Source organism: Nostoc sp. 106C, assembly GCF_002154725.1.
Taxonomy (GTDB): Bacteria; Cyanobacteriota; Cyanobacteriia; order Cyanobacteriales; family Nostocaceae; genus Aulosira.
In genome coordinates this window covers 13,958-30,283 of record NZ_MTAW01000131.1, presented here as the reverse complement: position 1 = coordinate 30,283, position 16,326 = coordinate 13,958, and the positions used below count along the sequence as shown (strand labels likewise).

Annotated in this window: 11 protein-coding genes; 2 read left to right on the top strand and 9 right to left on the bottom strand. The window is 40.7% G+C overall.

The window, feature by feature from the left end; translation table 11 throughout:
* Window positions 1-77: 77 nt before the first annotated feature.
* From BV375_RS20300 to BV375_RS20260, 9 genes are all read right to left on the bottom strand, one after another.
* Window positions 78-1,106, bottom strand: a complete 1,029-nt coding sequence (locus BV375_RS20300; protein ID WP_086763639.1) for a glycosyltransferase family 2 protein — start codon at window positions 1,104-1,106, stop codon at window positions 78-80.
* Between the two features lie 264 nt (window positions 1,107-1,370).
* Entirely contained in the window at window positions 1,371-2,822 is a 1,452-nt protein-coding gene (locus BV375_RS20295) for a glycosyltransferase family 4 protein (protein WP_243713993.1), read from the bottom strand.
* Window positions 2,819-3,793, bottom strand: a complete 975-nt coding sequence (locus BV375_RS20290; protein WP_086763687.1) for a glycosyltransferase — start codon at window positions 3,791-3,793, stop codon at window positions 2,819-2,821. Before BV375_RS20290 ends, BV375_RS20295 begins: the two co-directional genes overlap by 4 nt.
* 91 nt (window positions 3,794-3,884) lie before the next feature.
* Entirely contained in the window at window positions 3,885-5,087 is a 1,203-nt protein-coding gene (locus BV375_RS20285) for a polysaccharide pyruvyl transferase family protein (protein WP_243713992.1), read from the bottom strand.
* Complete coding sequence (locus tag BV375_RS20280) at window positions 5,041-6,318, bottom strand: lipopolysaccharide biosynthesis protein (RefSeq protein ID WP_086763633.1); 1,278 nt, start codon at window positions 6,316-6,318, stop codon at window positions 5,041-5,043. Before BV375_RS20280 ends, BV375_RS20285 begins: the two co-directional genes overlap by 47 nt.
* 54 nt (window positions 6,319-6,372) lie before the next feature.
* A complete protein-coding gene (locus tag BV375_RS20275) occupies window positions 6,373-7,320 on the bottom strand; it encodes a beta-1,6-N-acetylglucosaminyltransferase (RefSeq protein ID WP_086763631.1) in 948 nt (315 codons plus the stop codon).
* A gap of 77 nt (window positions 7,321-7,397) precedes the next feature.
* Complete coding sequence (locus BV375_RS20270; protein ID WP_086763629.1) at window positions 7,398-8,642, bottom strand: O-antigen ligase family protein; 1,245 nt, start codon at window positions 8,640-8,642, stop codon at window positions 7,398-7,400.
* 134 nt (window positions 8,643-8,776) lie between these two features.
* Window positions 8,777-10,198 (bottom strand): hypothetical protein, encoded by a 1,422-nt coding sequence (locus BV375_RS20265; RefSeq protein ID WP_086763627.1) that lies wholly within the window; start codon window positions 10,196-10,198, stop codon window positions 8,777-8,779.
* 228 nt (window positions 10,199-10,426) lie between these two features.
* Window positions 10,427-11,947 (bottom strand): phenylacetate--CoA ligase family protein, encoded by a 1,521-nt coding sequence (locus BV375_RS20260; RefSeq protein WP_086763625.1) that lies wholly within the window; start codon window positions 11,945-11,947, stop codon window positions 10,427-10,429.
* Window positions 11,948-12,278: 331 nt separating this feature from the next.
* Here BV375_RS20260 and BV375_RS20255 point away from each other — a divergent pair, with 331 nt between their 5' ends.
* Together BV375_RS20255 and BV375_RS20250 are read left to right on the top strand one after the other, a co-directional pair.
* Window positions 12,279-13,958, top strand: a complete 1,680-nt coding sequence (locus BV375_RS20255; protein WP_086763623.1) for a serine/threonine-protein kinase — start codon at window positions 12,279-12,281, stop codon at window positions 13,956-13,958.
* Between the two features lie 102 nt (window positions 13,959-14,060).
* The gene (locus tag BV375_RS20250) at window positions 14,061-16,202 is read left to right on the top strand and encodes a serine/threonine-protein kinase (protein ID WP_086763621.1); all 2,142 of its coding nucleotides are present in this window, start codon (window positions 14,061-14,063) and stop codon (window positions 16,200-16,202) included.
* The last annotated feature ends 124 nt before the right edge of the window (window positions 16,203-16,326 follow it).

Sequence of the window (16,326 nt, the reverse complement as noted above, 5' to 3'; positions counted from 1 at the left end):
TGGTGAGTGACTATTCCTATTAATTTGAGTAAATTGACATTTGAAGCATTTCATTAGGTTCTATATATGCAACCTTTCTAATGCTCTAAAACCTGGTCTTGAAGAATACGGCGTTTTTGGCTAGCTCCTGTTGTCTTTAAAGCAACTACCTCAATAAAACTGTAAAGAGATTGAGGTAGTAACCAAAGAAAATAAGCCGCAGCCCAGGTCAAAAGCATAGGGCGTGGCTCTTTAAAGAGAATACGCCAGTTGGTTGCTAAAGCTCGATTGATCATTTGCACAGCAATTGCACCATCTTGCAGACGTACTGCATTGCGAGCTAAATACTGCAAATGGTAGGCTCTAGCTAGTGTTTCCCATTGAGTAATTATTTCTGGAGCGTAGGAGCGTGTCTTTTCAATTACCTTTTCCCAAGCATCTGACTGTTGAGGGATGTTGGCAGAAAGACCACCTGAACTTACTCGGTACAAGGTTAAAGCTTCAGGAATGCCCTCTATTTGCCAGTTAGTCTGAATGGAAATGCGAATCCAACATTCCAAATCTTCTGCTCGGCGAAAATGTTCGTCAAAATAAAAATCCTCTATAGTACCGTAAAGATTATCTTGAAATTTAATAGCTTCAAAAACTTCTCTGCGAATCACTGCTGCCGAGCCATTGCCAACTGGATTGCGACCAAGTAAATAGGGTGTGGTGATTTCTTGAAGCTTAGGCATCTGATAAGTACCTAAGAATTTTCCAGTTTCATCGATAAAAGCAGAACGGCTAAAGCTAACACCAACGGTTGGTGAATTTTCTAAGTGCGCAATGTGTTTTTCTAGCTTCTGAGGTGACCAAAGGTCATCTCCATCTAAAAAAGCTAAATATTCTCCTTGAGCATGGCGAATACCAGTATTTCTTGCTCCAGCTAATCCTCGATTTGCCTGGTGAATAATTTTAATTCTAGAATCTGTAAATTGCTGACAAATTTCTATACTTCTATCAGGAGAAGCATCATCGATAATTAAAAGCTCAAAATTTTTATAGGTTTGATCGAGAACGGATTGTACCGTAACTGCTATGTACTTCTCGACTCCATAAACTGGAATAATTACAGAAACTTTATTCATCTTTCATACTGACTATACTGAAGTCACCTTTTGAGGTTGTACTGTTAGTACAATAATCTCTGAGCTAGGCATGGAAATACTATCTGCTGGCTACGATCCCACATAATCTGCAAGCATCCAATTAAGTGTGAGAGTTATCCATCTGGCTATCCGTCTAGTTGTGGGACTGCCTCAACTCCCAATGCAGTCTAGACAAGACAAATTTACAACTGATGAAATTAAGCGATCGCTTAGAAATTTTATACATCCATTTGAAAGTCAGCCTCAACTTCCGTTCACCTTCTGAGTTAAGAGAAAGTCACTCAGTTGTTTACCGATAGCCTCAGGCGAAAAGTAGTTTTCTGCTCGGCTTCTAGCACGCTTGCCTAATTCACGTCCCCAAGTTTGATCATCCAAAACACGACCAAGTGCCAACGCCAGCGCCGTTGCATCACCACGAAGCACTACTAGCCCACCTGAAGTTTCACCTTCCTCAAGAATGTCGGGTACACCAGGAGCATCAGCTGCTACTATAGGTAAACCACAAGCCATTGCCTCAACTGGCGCTACTGGAAAGCCCTCTTGTCGGGACGGCAGGGTATAAACATCAGCAGCAGAGAGGTATTGTTGAATTCGGGTGCGATCGCGCACAAATTCGTTTACCCACACCACGCCCCGCAGTTGCATAGTTTCAAGGCGTTGGTGCAGTTTATTGGCATCGCTACCTGTTCCTACTAGCAGCAGCCGTAGGTCTTTACCTGGTCGTTTGTCGCATATTTCTTTCCAAGCGTCCAGTAGCACGTCCAGCCCCTTGCGCTCTATTTCAACACGCCCGTGCCATACTACCACAGAAGCATCAAGTGGGATATCGAGCGCCGCCCGTGCTTCGTTGCGGTCAATAGCACGCCATGTTTCTATATTTAGTGGGTTAAATATCCGGGCTATCTTGGCAGAAGATACCCCATAATCGGCACTTACCCGCTGAATTTCGGTTTGTGTGGGGATGATTAACCCTCTACATCCTCGCATTGCCAATGGGCGCAGGGGATATTCTAGAAAACTTTGCAGCTTGTCGCCACCCTGGAAAGTAGCAAACACTGGCAAATGTATCAACTGCCCCAAAAGCACACAAGCGTCAAATCGGGCGTACTCATACTCTTGACACAAGATAGCATTGCAGCCCTCGCGCCGTAGTTCCACAGCAAGCAAGCGCAGAGGTGTAGATAGGTAAGAGCCTAAATTTTTAACCGCATCTTTGAGTCCTACTAACAAAGAAGCGCGATCGCTCTTCGTAGCGTAGACATCGCTAAACTTTTCATTCTCGCTCACCCCGGAAACGTTGAGCGCTTGGCGTCGAACACCACGGTAGGCGCGGTAGATTCTGGCAGCAGGCAAAAGGCATATCGTAGCACCAGTTGGTACATGTGTAAAACGGGATGGTTCAGTAACATTTGCCGAAAAACAGAACAGCACCGTCCGCACACCTACCATTTGCAAAGCATCGATGTAGCCGAACATCCAACTGCCCATAAATTCGTTGCAGAAAACCTCGAATGAAACCCCGATGCTGTCTAAAAAGTCTTCGATCAGATCGCCATATGGTAATAAAGCGATCGTTGGCTGCGATGGGGTGTTTGTCAGTAGCGGGCGATCGCTGTTCTTTTCGTCCTGCTTGAAATTGGGATATGTCAACAAGTCTGGGGAAGTACTTAGCAACCTGGAAAACTTTTTCATCATTGGACTAGAGGCTGACGATTTGGGCGAATTTTGTTGATGGACTGGAGAAAATTGTTAGTAATACTAGGTGAAAATATTCTTAGCAATAAAAACTTGAGCAATAACTTTTGAAATCTTTTGTTTAGTAAAGTTTGTGGCTGTAGACGAATTGCCATCCACAAATGCTGTCCAGCTTCTTTAATTCCACTCATGTCGGTGCTGTGTTTGAGATATAAATCTGCACAGTACTTGTGAAAAGAAGTAAAGCTTTGATTTTTCAGATATTGAAGTTCCGGTGGAGCCGCTCGATATGCCTTTTCCAAAACAATCAGACATGCTTGCTTCATCACCTCAACTTTGGAGGACATTGCACCTGAAGAGCGACGATAGAGAATTTGATGCTTGGGGACTACAGCAAAATGCCAATGAGCCGCCAGCCGCAGCCAATAGTCCCAATCTTCACAAGATTTAAGTGTAGGATCGAATTCTCCTGTTGACTCAATCGCTTGCTTGCGAATTAAAGTATTTGAGCCGTTATAAATGAAATCACCGACTAATAAGTTGGCATAAACATTACCTTCAAAAAATACGGGTTCACATCCTTTGAAAGATAAAGATTCTCCTTGTTCCTCCATGAAATAAGTCCAGCTATAAGCAACTCCTGCCTTTGGATGCTGTTGCAATGCTGCTAATTGTAGCTCCAACTTATCTGGTGTCCATAAATCATCGGCATCGAGAAAGGCAATAAATTCTCCAGTGGCATGAGAAATACCACGATTGCGAGCCACTGGTAAACCACAATTGCTGTAGGAGAATATTTTGAGCCGAGGGTCTGCAACTGAATTAAGTAATTCTAAAGTTCGGTCAGTCGAGCCATCATTAATAACAATTAGCTCAAAATCAGAAAAGGTTTGTTGCTGAACTGATGTAATTGTTTCTAAAATAGTTCGTTCAGCATTGTATGCCGGAATAATGACGGATATGGTTGCCACAAAGTTTAACCTCGCTTGGATCTCAATATGTTGCCTTGGTTCGTAAACTGATGCAAAAATCACTTAACATCCTGATAACGCTACTAGATCCTTAGTTAGGAAATAAATCCAATAGCTCTTGAGCAGCAACTTTGATTTGCGAAGGTTCTTTTACGAATCTGCAAAATGGAATTGAGTAAGTCCAAGTTTCATAAAATGCTTCATTTTTATGGTAATCATTAGGTAAAAAGATATGGGTAATGCCCATCAGAATGCAGAGAATATGACCATGCAATCGGTTTGTAATAATGAGACGATGCTGCTTAAATTGATAAATACCTTGATGCATGAAACCTAATGAGCGGCGATGCATGTAGGGGTTATAGAGGCTATTGAATTTAGAAGCATATGGATGGAAATATTTACATATCTGCCGTAATCCCCACTCAGTAGGAATTAGTATGCCTTGTTCCCAGCCTTCCGAAATTCTAGCTATGTGCTGATTAACCCACCCGCTAGTAATCTCTTTGTCAGATTTTTTTTCGTCTTTTATAGTAAGCCAATCTTCTACTACTAAATCAGGTAGATCAATAGAGACAGGAGAGGAGGTTGGATTCAACTCTTTGTCCTTGCGGCAGTGATACAGGATAGAGTGGTTTCGAGAAGAATTGAATGATAGACCCGGCATTTTAACCATTTCCAGAGCCATATCAGGTGCTCTGATTACCTGACAGTTGTAGAAATATTGAGTAGCAAGTTCATAGCTGTAATCATCACGGGCAAACAAAGTCAAATTAGGATGGGAATTAAAGACATCGACAGCTTTCATTAAATTAGAACGTTGAGCAAAATAAAAGCTTTGCGGCAGGAGAATAATTGGGCGGTCTTTGTATTTAGAAATAATCCGCTCACGAAAGTTTTGAAATTTCGGCCAAAGGTCGCCTAGATTACCCCCGCCATGGAGGAGTATAGGAGCTTTACCAACCTGTTTCTCCATCTCTGCTTCAGAGAAATCATCAATACTTGTAGCGTAGTTGATTTTTGTTTTTAAAACATCAGTTAAGTAAAATACTTCACCCAGCCAGATAAGGTGATCGCCTATATTGCCATGATCGGGATAGTCCAGTAACGCACACTGTTCAAATGCTTCTAACTTTTCTAAAGCTTTGTGCAGAAGTTCTTTAAGCTTTTCAGGTGTTGAGTTAGAGTTTTTGTCAGTTATCAATGAAGAAGTATAGTTAGCAGGCATCAAACAATTTAACTCGTATTTATGATTTTTGCGCAACTGAGAAAGATGAATTTTTGGCGAAGACATATCTAATAGCCCAGACACTAAAAATAGGCTGCGCTATTACCTGACAAATAAGTACTGTTGCAGCTACCCAGAAGATTCCCCATTTCACAGATACTAGTAAGGCAATTGCGAATAACACTGTGTAAATTAAGTTGCAGTACAGATTGATATGAGTTTTTCCTATGGCGTTGAGTAGCAAAGCAGTGGCATTATAAAGAGGAAGTGGCAGAGCCGAAAGGCAGATAAGAACTAAAACTGGAATTGCCGATACCCATTTTTGCCCAAAAACAATCGGTACATAAAATGGAGCCAAGCTCGACTGTAAAAGAATGAATGGAACTACGATTATTGCAGTTGATTTGAAGCTACTAAAATACCGCTTTTTAAGCTGCTGTAAGTTTAAGCGAACTGCACAAAGATGAGGAAACAAAGCCGAAGTAAATGCATTCATTACATTTAAACTTATTCCCAATCCAGCATTGAATGCGAAATAGTATATTCCTAGGGCATTAATTCCTAGAAAACGTCCAACTAGTAAATAATCTATATTACCTCTTAGCTTACTTAATAATTCAACGCCCAGTATATCTTTGCCAAAATTAGTAATTTCCTTCCAACCTTCAAGCTTGAATGATTTGGGAGGTCGCCAGGAATGATTCATACAATTAATTACTATCCATATGGGAGTGGTTATAACAGCGGGTAAGACTGCGGCCCACATTCCAAATTTTAGTATGGCTAGAACTATTGTTAAAATATTGCAGAGTAACGACTGAGTGACATTACATAACGCCGTGATATTTAACCGATTTTCTCGTTGAATTAGTGCAGACTGGACCAGGAAAAACGGTAGCATTAAGTAGACTAAAGCGGTAATGCAAATTGGCAAAATAACTTGGTTATTTCCATAAAATAAAGCAATTGGAAAGGCAGCAATACACTGAATAGCAAAAAGTGAACCGCATAAAATCCAATTCAGCCAGTACGACGTATCGCATATAACTTTTAAATCCTGTTCATCTGCCTGAATAATTTTAGACCCAATCCCAGACCTGAGGGTAAAAACAGTTGCAAATTCATTGGTAGTCAAAACAACTGCTACTAAACCGTAATCGTAAGGATTAAACAGGTGAGCAAGAGTAATAGTTGTCCCTAAGCGGAAGATACGATTTGCCAACTCCGCTCCTCCTAGCCAACCAACATTGCGAATAAATTGGCTTGATAATAATTGCTTCAGGTTATTCATTAGCATTTAATGATTATGTTCGCAATATAATTCAATAGTTAAATGGCTTATCGCTAATTATTAACAAGATTTTATTACTCTTTTATCTAACATATCTAGAATTTTGCTGTCTTGTTCTAAATCAAACTTTCTAGCAAAATGAATTTCTTCTTTAATTAATGCTGAATAATCATTTAATGTTATTATATTAGGATGGCCATTTTGAGTATCATTAAAATTCATATAACGTTTATTATGATTAAAAATCTTCAACAAACCATTATTAACTAGAATAGTTTGTATATAAGATTCATCAGGAATACAAGATTTTTGGTAGTAATTCCTAAATTGGGCATTTCGGTTGGAAAATTCATGTAAATAATGAACGCACTTCCTTGAGAGAGTATGAAAATTAGAACCTGCATAGCATAAAAATTTATCATTAAATGGAGGAGAAACAGCACGAATTCCTACCATTAAACCGTAAGAAGAATTAATTCTAATAAAGGGCTGAGTATTATTAATTACGATTCGAGGAAATTTAATTAATGCTCGTTGCCAAAGTGATAAATAACCGCCAGAACGCCAGTACTGGTACAGATAGCGATCGCTGCCTTCCCTTCTCCTTCTTTCCCAAGGATTTTGCTCTGAATCAGAAAGCGCATCAAAATAGCAGGAAAATCCATCATACTTGGTTTCAGCCAGAAATTTCTCAATTTTAGGCAGTGGTTGAGTAGGATAGTCTTGACCAGTGATGTTGATAAGCCAATCAAATTCAATATGATGGCTAAGAAGCCAGTTAACAGCGTCTAAATAACCTTGAACTATAGAAAAATCTCCTCGTCCTCCTTGACCATTTATCACTTGAACCTCTGGTAATTGCTGTAAGGGTGTTATATCTAAATTACAAGACTTGAAGTCGTGACTAACTAAAACGTAAGAATTGGGGCTTGATTGGGTAATAGTTTTGACAAGTCTATATATCTGTTTTGGATTTTTATGACTTTGAATGAGATAAGCAATCTTCATACTAATGTTGAGTTCGCAGCTAAAAGAATTTACAGAGTAAGACTATATTTTTTTATAAAAATAATAAAAATAAGAGTTTACGTTTTTTCTTTAAACGCAATTCCCATAAGCACTAAACCTGGCCAATAAAGATAAGCTAGACCCTCTATTCTTTCACCAAAAGTAAAGAAAATGAGAACTAACAGTACACTTAACCCTATCCTGGCGGTTGGATTTTTGTGTGACTTATAAAGTAAATCTATAAAGCTCCATATCAAAGGAACAAACAATGCAACCGCACCTACTAATCCTTTGTCAAACAAAAGACCAAACCAGGTGTGGTGAGTACCAATAGGCATATGTTTTGTAAACGCAGGTCCACGCGGCTCAACAATTCCATGTCCCCATATAGGTGCTTCTTTCCAACGTTCTAGGGCTACGCGACCTAAGAGTTCTCTAAGTTGCGAAGAACTGGCACGAGCTTTAGAGAACTGTTCTTTAGAGGTTTGAAGAAAATTGATGAGTGGAGGGGCAAAAATACCTGCAAAAAAACTTACTACTCCTGTTGCAATTTGGATCTTTGGTCGAGTTATATTAGCCAAAAACCAAGTGAGTAATGGAACAATGACAATACATAGAATAGCCAAGCGTGAAAATGACGCTATAATCATGGCAACAGAACCAATCATGCCAATAAATCGCCATTTTTTATTAGGCTCTTGACATACAAGCAAGAAATAGATGCAGGCTACGAGTCCCAAGGCTGGAGGCCAAGGTGCAAATAATTGCAACCGAGTTTGATAAGTTTCTTCTTCAAAACCATAAAGTACTACGTTATAGAGTTCCGCGCCATTACCTCCTATAATCCGCAGTGGAGAAGTGTATAAAGTAGGTGGTAGATGTAATGTAAAGGCTAGATAGCAAATGGGAATAAAAATTATACTTTGTAAACAGATAATACAGACACCACGGTAAAGCAATTTTGGTCGGATATTCAGGCACCCAATTAGAGGAAATAATGCCATGTAAGCCCATGTTCTAGCCCAATTAATTGTTGAAGTTACTATCCTTGCTATTCCTAAATCAAAGTTGGTATGAGCAACAAATAAAGCAACTTCCATGGCTAACATGGAAATAATCCAAACCCATACAGTCAAAGGAATAGTTACTTTTTCTTCATTTGGTGTATTTTCTGTTTGGTTCCAAATCTTTTTGCATAGGTACAAAGTGAGCAACCATGCAATTATAGACATTAAGATGTATTGCGCTCCCAAGAAGTAAAAGCCATAAATTCCTATGAGGCAGTACCAAACTACTTTTTCTTCTAAATTTTGAGGTTTCATCCAATCGGGAATTACAAATGTTCAGTTGTAATATATAAATTTATTTTGGTTTCTAGAGCTTCTTAAACATTTGACTCTCTTGGTCTTGGTTCTGATTCTAAGTATGTAATGTCTCAGCACGTATGTATAACTATCTAAATATCTTTAGGTGTTATATTTTTGCGTTTCTGATCGCGCAGCCAGAGTAACACTAAACCACTAGTCGCAAAAGCGGAGCCAGCCGCCGCACCAAAAAAAACATATAATTTTTTTGGTGAAGAAGAACTATTGGGTAAACTAGGTTCTGCAACAATTTGAATCAATGGATAAGAACCAAAGGCATTTGACTTGCCAATATCCAGTCTAGTCAGAGTAGAAGAAAAGACTGCTTCAGCAACTTGCATATCCCGTTTGAGAGCATCCAAGTTAGACTCCAACTGTCCCAAGTTTTTAAGCCTATTCTCAAGCTGGGAAATTTGTTGATCTAGTGCTTGAGCTTGGGCTGTCAATCCCTTTTGGTCTGCCTGAACTGTAATCAGTTGCTGCAAAAGAGCTTCCCGAGAAGCGGTGCCAGAGTTTGTGCTACTAAGGTTTAATTGTTGTAAGCTTGTTAAACTGACCGACCTCCCTAAGAGAGACTGACCACGAGCTAGCACAGCTTCTCGCGCAGCATCACGCTTGGCTTTCTCTGCAACTACTGTTGGATGGGAAGGCAAAAATTTGGATTCTAAAGCAACTACAGCACCACTAGATTCACTATAGTTTTTTAAGTTCTGCTGAAATATCTGATCTGTTTGCAGGACAAAAGCATCTGTAGCTTGCCCGGGAGATAGTTTCAAGTTAGCTGATAGTTGCGCCAGACGAGTACTAGCCTGCTGCTGTTGAGCTTGTATTTCGGCTCTTTGTCTGCGTAGCTGTTCAATATTTGTTGTTAGGTCTTTAATTTGCTCGTCGGAGTTCAAACCTGAACGTGCTTTGTAATCAGAAAGACGCTTCTGAGCGCTTTGCAATTTTTTTTGCGAGGAATCTAGGGATGTTTGAAAACCTACGTCTCGTCGGATACCTTCTTGAGTTCTAAGTTGATTGAGTCTTAATTCCAATGCTTTATAAAAAGCTAAAGATTTATTGCGAGCTTCTTCAGGGCTTGCACCTTGGAATTCAACCGTCATCATAGTGGTGTTATCTAGTACCTTAATGCGCGGTTTGCCAAACTTTTGTGCAGGCATATTGGCTAAAGCTGCTGCTGTTTTCAATACAGGTTCGCTTTCAGCAATAAATTTATAATTTTCTCTTGGGTCTTGAGTTGAAGTAGAAGAGTAGGGAGAGGAGTTTTCATAGGAAGCTTGTCCAATACCAGGCAATGTCACATTCGCATTTGACGCTGCTCCCGGCAAATTAATAGCTGACTGACTAGTATAGGTTGAAGGTGTAACTTTTAAATACAGAAAAGCTAAAGCCCAAAAGACTAAATTGGTAGCTAAACCCAGAAAAAAGTAACGTTGCCATCGTCTTCGGGTTGCTGATAATTTTCCTGATTTGCCAGAGTATTCAGCAGAGATTTCTATCCAATTAGTCATTAAAAATCCTCTAACTTGGGAACTGGCGGAAATTACAGAGCTTAAGTAACTTGTGCCTTGAGCGACCTAAGACTTTATTTGCAATCCTTAGTACAGTTTCCTATAGAGACAGAATACAAGACACTACCTAATGGTTAAAACCACGTCTAATAAGGACTACATCCCAGGTGGAAGATAAAATTATCCACTCAGATATCCGCTTGGATATAGCGTGCAAGTGCATACGTGCTACTTGCGGGTATAACGATGCTTTACCCCAATGGGAAAATATTCTGGATCGCCAGTAGGAGCTAATGCAACTTGCGGCATTTGATATTCTGGGGGAACGTAGTTAGCAAACTCGCTATTGAGACGTAGAAGTTGCGAGAGAATAGAGGATGCGATCGCCTGTTTTTTATCAACGCTCGCTTCTACTCCTGGTGCTAACTCTACAATCACAGATAAGAATCGGTTTTTATCTGCGTCTTCTTTAACTTGCAATACAAATTTACCTGTTACCCATTCAGGAATTGGCGATCGCTCTAAACCTACTGTGACATTTTCTGGGTAGATATTTGCGCCAAAGTAGGAAACTGTAAAGTTAGAACGTCCGAAGATATAAACAAAAGGTAGTTGACGAATTCCTCTAGTCGCTTGAGTGTCAACGCAGATATGTTCATCTTTGAGTGGATCAAATCCCCATTCTGCTAAAAACTGAAGCATGGCATCGTAACTAATGATCCCGCCTGTATCTAAAATGTTATAACGCACCAAAGGAATGCCATTATCTCCAGAAAACAGCAATGTGCCATTCTGCACTTCAAAAAACCGACTGATGGGATCGTACTGTACCAGTGTTGGCAAGCGAGATTCCCCAAATAAAGTTCTAGCTGCATCAGGATGTTGTGCTAAAAAACGGCGAATGCAGATACTCAAAGGTGTTTCATTGCCTAATACACCTGCATCAGCAGTTCCATAAAGTGATGCAAAGTCGTAGCAAGGATTTTGCGAACCCATCCTTTCAGCAACCAGACTCCGCCATTCTTCACTAAATACCTCTCCCGCCATCACTAACTTGATATGATATTGCTGCCACTGCACACCACAAGCAATTCCTGTATCAATTACATCTTTGAGAAAAGGCGGATATCCCAACAAGATAACTTGGTCAAATCCTAAACCAAGTTCCTGTACAGCACGCAATATTTCTGCTTTATTATTACCAGGAGTAATGACAGTAATCGGGTAACCTTTGCTGGCAAGATAGCGACAGCAATTGGTAGTGAACATTCCACCTACCCATGTACCCAAAGTAAAGCAAATTACTGCTAAAGCGCGTTTGGTATCTGCATAGAAACTATCGTGAAAAATCTGCTCAAAGCGTGTAGCAATTTGGAGTTCGTCGGCGAAGAAACGGGGCCAAAATGTAGGTTTACCTGTGGAACCAGAGGAAGCCGCTATCATGTCACATTCCGACAACTGTCCATTGCGGCACAAATCAGCTAAAGGATAACGCGATATATAATTTTCTTTGGCGATCGCTGGTAAGTTTTGAAAATCCTCTAAACTCTGGATAGCATTTGGATTGATTCCCTGTTCTGCTAGAAAAGCTTTGTAAGCTGGGACATTAGCAGCCACATCATGAAATAAAGCCAAAACGGCTGATTGAGTTGGTGTTTCTAGATGCTGTTGTAGTAGGGTGTCTAGAGGGGTAGACAAAAAATCACCAAACGCTGTAATTGCTCTTTGCTGTTGTGATTTCCAGTTCATGATGCTTTTTTCCAGAATGCAACAAATTGCGATCGCGTAGTCACTATATCGAAAAATTATCCTGCCCACTCCAGTTGTTCACCATACCAAAATTACTCAATATTGGCACAATAAGAATAATCTAATTGTTACCACTGCAATGGTTTTAGCTCATCAAGGAGAAACAGAAGCTTTATTAAGCTGTAACAAAAATATTACGGCATCAAGACAAGTAACAATTGTTTGTTAACGTCATGGTATTGCTGGACGAGGCAAGAGTTGCAAAAATTTCTGTAAAGATAGCTTAGTCTCTTGTAGCAATTTATAAAAACCTAGTTTATCCCTCAGCGCCATGCAGGTCTATTGCACTAAACAACACGTAAATAATGACAGTAACCGTTTTTGTACTCACTGCGGTGAACCCTTGCCTCTTCCTGTAGGGCAGCTTGTGGATAAACACTATCGAATTATACGTCAATTAGGCCAAGGTGGTTTTGGTCGTACTTATTTGGCAGAGGATAAAAATAAATTAGGCCAACAATGCGTACTGAAGGAATTTGCACCGCAAGTACAAGAACAGCAGGATCTACAAAAAGCTAAAGAGTTATTTGAACGAGAAGCAAATGTCCTTAAAAAACTCCAGCATCCCCAAATCCCGAAGTTTCACGCCTCGCTACAAGAGAAGTTAGGGGGTAGAGATTTTTTCTTTTTAGTACAAGACTATATAGATGGTGATAATTATCGCCAGTTATTAGAACAGCGTCAAAGTCAAGGGCAGAGTTTTAGTGAAGAAGAAGTACTAGCATTATTGGAAAAAATATTACCAGTACTGTCTTACCTTCACTCCAAAGATGTAGTTCACCGCGATATCTCTCCTGAGAATTTGATTTGGCGGCGTTCTGATAATCTACCAGTATTGATTGACTTTGGTGGCGTGAAGCAATTACCAGCTTCTCAAGGTTTTTGGTTTACTCAGTTGGCTGTAAATCATACTTTGTTGGGGAAAAAAGGCTATGCTCCAGAAGAGCAACTACGCCAAGGCAAAGTTTTTTTTAATAGCGATTTATATTCTTTAGCGGTCACAGCTTTGGTGCTGTTAACAGGTAAGGAACCGCAAGCACTTTATGACAGTTACCAAGGAATTTGGCTTTGGGGAAAAGAAATAAAAGTCAGTATCAAACTTGAAGCAGTCTTAAAAAAGATGTTGGCTTATCAACCTAATGCTCGCTACCAAAGTGCTAATCAAGTCTTGAAAGAGCTACCGTCACAAGTTCCTACTAAACCACCAAATCCCTACATTACCAAAATCAAGACGATGGTGGTTGCCCCAGGACGCAAACAGACTCATCAAATTATCAGTAAAATCCAAAGCAAGACGCAATTAATAGCTAACAAAATGCCTGTTCCTGCTTGGATGCGTCCTTTTGCTGTTAGTCTAGCGGGAACGGCTGTGGTAGTTTTAGTTGGCGCAGGTAGTTTTGCTGTAGTAAATGGCATTATTCGTGGTGTATCGACAATTTCTCTACCAAAAATCCCATCAATATCAATTCCTACAAGTAAACCAGTTAGTGACAAAGGAACAAGTCGCATCAGCCAAATTTTAAGTCGTCGCCAACAACTGGAAATTCCGGAAGGATTTTTCATCCGGATGGTAGATAATTTGTTTTATACACAAAAGCCAGAATTACAGGGACGCAGCCTTACTTCTAAAGCAGAAGATGCAGGATTACGGGAGGAATGGTATGGTATCGCCGAAAACCTGTTGCAAAAACTGGAACAAGCTAATCTTAGCCCAGCGGCTCGTCGTAAACTAGGAAGCTACTCTCAGAGAGATTACGATACCTGGAGGCGACAAGCACAAGCTGGACAGTTTGGTAAATATACGTTAAACCAATTAACAAAAGATACATACGAAAAATTTGATCGCTTGTTTCCCGGTCAGACGCATGGGAAACTGAATCAACAAACTTACGGTCAGATTTGGTATGCGATCGCAGCCGATCAAGTAAGTAAGGTACAATCTGGCAACTAAGGAGCAAGGGAAATGTGGAGCAGGGAGCAGAGAAGGGAGAAATAACTATAACTCTTGACAAATGACAAATGACTAATGACTAATGACTATTAACTAATTAATATGCATCCTGTCTATTGCTCCAAAGGACACGAAAATCCCGCAGGTAGCCGCTTTTGCCTGAATTGCGGTGAGAAATTATTAGATACGCCCGTAAGTTATAGTATCCAACCAGGGCAAGTTTTAGGCGATCGCTATTTAATTGTGCGTCAAATTGGGCAAGGTGGGTTTGGGCGCACTTATTTAGCTGAAGATATCAACCGTTTCCGCGAACTTTGTGTTTTAAAAGAATTTTCTCCCCAAGTTCAAACAGCTTACGTTTTACAAAAAGCTGAAGAACTATTTCAGCGAGAAGCTAGTGTTCTCTACAAGCTACAACATCCTCAAATTCCGCGCTTCCGCGAAAATTTCCGCATCAACTTGGATGGTAAGGAATACCTGTTTTTGGTGCAAGATTATGTGGAGGGGCAAACTTATAACTCTTTATTAAATACCCGCAAACTGCAAGGTTTGGGGTTTACAGAGGCGGAAATAAGACAGTTGTTGCAGCAAATTCTCCCTGTTTTGGACTACATCCATTCCCTAGGAGTAATTCATCGGGATATTTCTCCAGATAATTTGATTCTCCGCAAGCTCGATCAATTGCCAGTATTAATCGATTTTGGCGGAGTTAAACAAGTAGTAGCAACGGTAGCCTCTCAATATTACCAACCTGGTGTAGTGGGAGCGCCACCAGCTCCAACTCTACTAGGTAAGGTGGGATTTGCACCTCCAGAACAAATGCAAACTGGTTTGGTGTCTCCCCATAGCGACTTATATGCTTTGGCGGCAACCATGTTAGTTTTACTGACAGGAAAGCAGCCGCAAGAATTAATTGATACTTACACTCTCAGTTGGCAATGGCAACGAGAAGTTACTTTAAGCCCAGCTTTGGGGCAAATATTAAATAAAATGCTATCGCCTAGACCAGGCGATCGCTACCAATCGGTGCGCCAAGTCCTAGAAGCGCTCAACCAGCCAGAGACGGTAGGCCACGTACCCACGCAACCGCCTACTCAAGCTCCGACTCCTCCCACCACATCTGAGACAATTGCGATCGCTTCCCCCCGTTATCCATCTCCAGTGGCGATCGCTCCGCCTCCGCCTCAACCCATAAATTCTTGGACACCAACCAAAACCTTCCTAGTGGTACTAGTAACGGCGGGAATTGCAGGAGTGGGTTTGTGGGGAGTGAATAATCTCATTCACTCACGTTCTGGTGGAGACGATGGCGGAATTTCACCCTCACCAACACCTACTCCTACTACTACTGCACCTCAGTATTCCCCAGCAGAACAGCAACGCAAAGATAGATTGAGCGCTCGTAGGCAACAGTTGGGTATAGACTATAACTTCTACGTTAACTTGGTCAATCAACTCTTCTGGGAAAAAAATCCCAGTTTAAAAGGACGCATCCTCAGCGATCGCCCTGAAGATGAAAGTTTGCGAGCACAATGGGATCAAGAAGCAGCAGAAGTATTAGACAAACTTACACAACTCAGCACAAAAGCACGTCAGCAACTCGGAACTTACACATCAGCAGAACGCGATCACTGGAAAGTCGAAGTTAACCAAATTAATGTTGGCAGTCGTTCTTTATACGATCTGGGAGATGCTGCTTTCTTCGCCGCATTTCCCACCCAGCGTAACAAGGATTTTGCCAATCAACCCATTGGACAAGTATGGTACGGGTTTGTCAGCGACAAACTGAGTGCGATTTTGGCTGGTAGTGCTTTTCAAAAAATCGTCTTTGACCAAGGTGCTACAAGTAAAACAGTTAGTGGTACTCTCAGCCCTGGTAATGGCAAAGTTTTTATTGCTGGACTTGCCAAAGAGCAATCTTTAGAACTAAATCTCAAAGCCAATTCTAAAGTTTTGCTATCAATCTATTCGCCTTCTGGCAAAATCACATTTTTGGAAGATTCCACTAAACGCAGTTTGTCAACCAAACTACCTGAAAATGGATTTTATGAATTTGTTGTTGTTTCCACAGCATCACAAGCAGCAGATTATCAACTGAGCATTACAGCCCAAACTCCTACCCCACCCTCGCCAACACCAACTGTCACCGAAACTCCTATACCTACACCTACGGTGACAACAACGCCATCACCGACATCAACTGTCACCGAAACACCTACACCTACTCCCACAACCACACCTTAGACTACTTCGCGTTTGGTAGGGGGCAAGGAAGCAGAGAAGCAGGGAAAGGAAGAAATAACTAATGCCTAATGCCCAATTTCATTGATGATAGTTAAATTTTTTCATTGGGACTGCCTTTAAATGA

Excerpts from the sequence above, each read along its gene's own strand:
- BV375_RS20300 (WP_086763639.1), bottom strand. The coding sequence starts at position 1,106 with ATGAATAAAGTTTCTGTAATTATTCCAGTTTATGGAGTCGAGAAGTAC.
- BV375_RS20295 (WP_243713993.1), bottom strand. The coding sequence starts at position 2,822 with ATGATGAAAAAGTTTTCCAGGTTGCTAAGTACTTCCCCAGACTTGTTG.
- BV375_RS20285 (WP_243713992.1), bottom strand. The coding sequence starts at position 5,087 with ATGTCTTCGCCAAAAATTCATCTTTCTCAGTTGCGCAAAAATCATAAA.
- BV375_RS20280 (WP_086763633.1), bottom strand. The coding sequence starts at position 6,318 with ATGCTAATGAATAACCTGAAGCAATTATTATCAAGCCAATTTATTCGC.
- BV375_RS20275 (WP_086763631.1), bottom strand. The coding sequence starts at position 7,320 with ATGAAGATTGCTTATCTCATTCAAAGTCATAAAAATCCAAAACAGATA.
- BV375_RS20270 (WP_086763629.1), bottom strand. The coding sequence starts at position 8,642 with ATGAAACCTCAAAATTTAGAAGAAAAAGTAGTTTGGTACTGCCTCATA.
- BV375_RS20265 (WP_086763627.1), bottom strand. The coding sequence starts at position 10,198 with ATGACTAATTGGATAGAAATCTCTGCTGAATACTCTGGCAAATCAGGA.
- BV375_RS20260 (WP_086763625.1), bottom strand. The coding sequence starts at position 11,947 with ATGAACTGGAAATCACAACAGCAAAGAGCAATTACAGCGTTTGGTGAT.
- BV375_RS20255 (WP_086763623.1), top strand. The coding sequence starts at position 12,279 with ATGCAGGTCTATTGCACTAAACAACACGTAAATAATGACAGTAACCGT.
- BV375_RS20250 (WP_086763621.1), top strand. The coding sequence starts at position 14,061 with ATGCATCCTGTCTATTGCTCCAAAGGACACGAAAATCCCGCAGGTAGC.